2 protein-coding genes are annotated in these 1,510 nt (G+C 41.9%); one reads left to right on the top strand and one right to left on the bottom strand.

Features of this window, described 5'->3' with window-relative positions; translation table 11 throughout:
• The first annotated feature begins 89 nt into the window (after positions 1-89).
• A complete protein-coding gene (locus tag RRG12_RS44070; protein WP_420763359.1) occupies positions 90-1,049 on the top strand; it encodes a cytosolic protein in 960 nt (319 codons plus the stop codon).
• A gap of 65 nt (positions 1,050-1,114) precedes the next feature.
• Here RRG12_RS44070 and RRG12_RS44065 read toward each other — a convergent pair.
• Positions 1,115-1,510: MT-A70 family methyltransferase (locus RRG12_RS44065; RefSeq protein ID WP_420763358.1), on the bottom strand; the 396-nt coding region annotated here is incomplete at its 5' end.

Below are 1,510 nucleotides of genomic sequence, written 5' to 3'. Positions count from 1 at the left end.
CACGGATGATATTATCTGTTAAGTCTGTCCATTCTATGTTTGTTGGCATAAACACCTCTGCAATTTGAAGTTAGACAATACATTTGAAAATGGCTAATAAAACACCTCTTACTGAATACGATTCTCCTTGGAAGCAAATACTACAGTTGTATTTTCAAGACTTCATGTTGTTCTTTTTTCCCCAAGCACACAGTGAAATTGATTGGAGTCGTGGTTTTGAGTTTCTAGATCAGGAGCTACAGCAAGTAGTCCGTGATGCGGAATTAGGAAAGCGACTGATCGATAAATTGGTGAAAATTTACCGTATCGGGGGTGAAGAATCTTGGCTATTGATCCATGTCGAAGTCCAAAGCCAGGAAGAAAGCGATTTCCCGAAACGTATGTTTGTCTACAACTATCGGATTTTTGACCGTTATAATCGCTCTGTTGCATCATGTGCGGTACTGGGAGATGACAACATCGACTGGCGACCAAATCAATTTGGTTATGAATTGTTTGGCTGTACAGTTGATTTTCAGTTTCCTGTGATCAAGCTGCTAGACTATCAACAAAGGTTGTCGGAGCTAGAAGCCAGTCGTAACCCCTTTGCTACGGTGGTAATGGCTCACTTGGCAGCAGTGCAAACCCGCAGTAATAGGTCGCAAAGGAAACAATCAAAACTGAATTTAGTGCGTCGGTTGTATGAGCAAGGGTTTGAACGCGAGGCTGTTGTTAACCTTTTGGCTTTTATTGACTGGATGTTGACGCTACCATTAGATTTAGAGCGAGAATTTCAACGGGAAGTAGAACAATTAGAGGCAGAACAACGTATGCAGTACGTGACATCATTTGAGCGAATTGCCCGAATGGAAGAATTGGTAGAAGCAATAAAATTAGGCTTGGAACTCAAGTTTGGCCCTGAAGCATTAAACCTAGTGCCAGAAATTTCATCGTTGGAAGACGTTGAACTATTAAGAGCAGTGAGAAATGGGATAAAAACAGCAACTACAGTCGATGAATTGCGTCAAATATACCAGTCCTCTACAACTGACAATCTGCCAGAAAATTAGCATTGAAGAATTTAATATTTAGTTTTCTAGGTTCAGTACACTTTAAGTGCTTAAATTAGCTCTAATTAAGCACTTAACGAAGTATCTCCATCACGTTCCTCAACAGGCTGATCAAACTTCAGAGCCTCATCACCCCAACAATCCCAGCCAACTCTAGACGAACGTGCGAACATCTCCAGCTTGGTCATATCAGGACACAGCTTTTCTACAAGTTCAAAAAACAGTTCCGGCTTACGTGAATGTTCACGACGGGGTGAGTGTAAAATGCTTGACTGGTTTGTGAGTGTCCGTCCAGCAAAAGCTTTCACATTCCCACGAACAGCCAAAGCGCAATGTTCAGTCGAATTCCGCAACCAATGACCGACACCTAGATGTGTTTTAGTGTTATCCTTGGTGACTTTTTCCCAAGTCAGGATGGTTTTGAGTTCAAATCCCCATGTTTGCAAGCATTGAGCAGCTTC

Source organism: Nostoc sp. CALU 546, assembly GCF_048836525.1.
The sequence above is the reverse complement of the archived record's forward strand: the minus strand, read 5'-3'. Positions and strand labels throughout refer to the sequence as shown.

Coding starts and splice junctions, on each gene's coding strand:
- RRG12_RS44070 (WP_420763359.1), top strand. CDS start 90: ATGGCTAATAAAACACCTCTTACTGAATACGATTCTCCTTGGAAGCAA.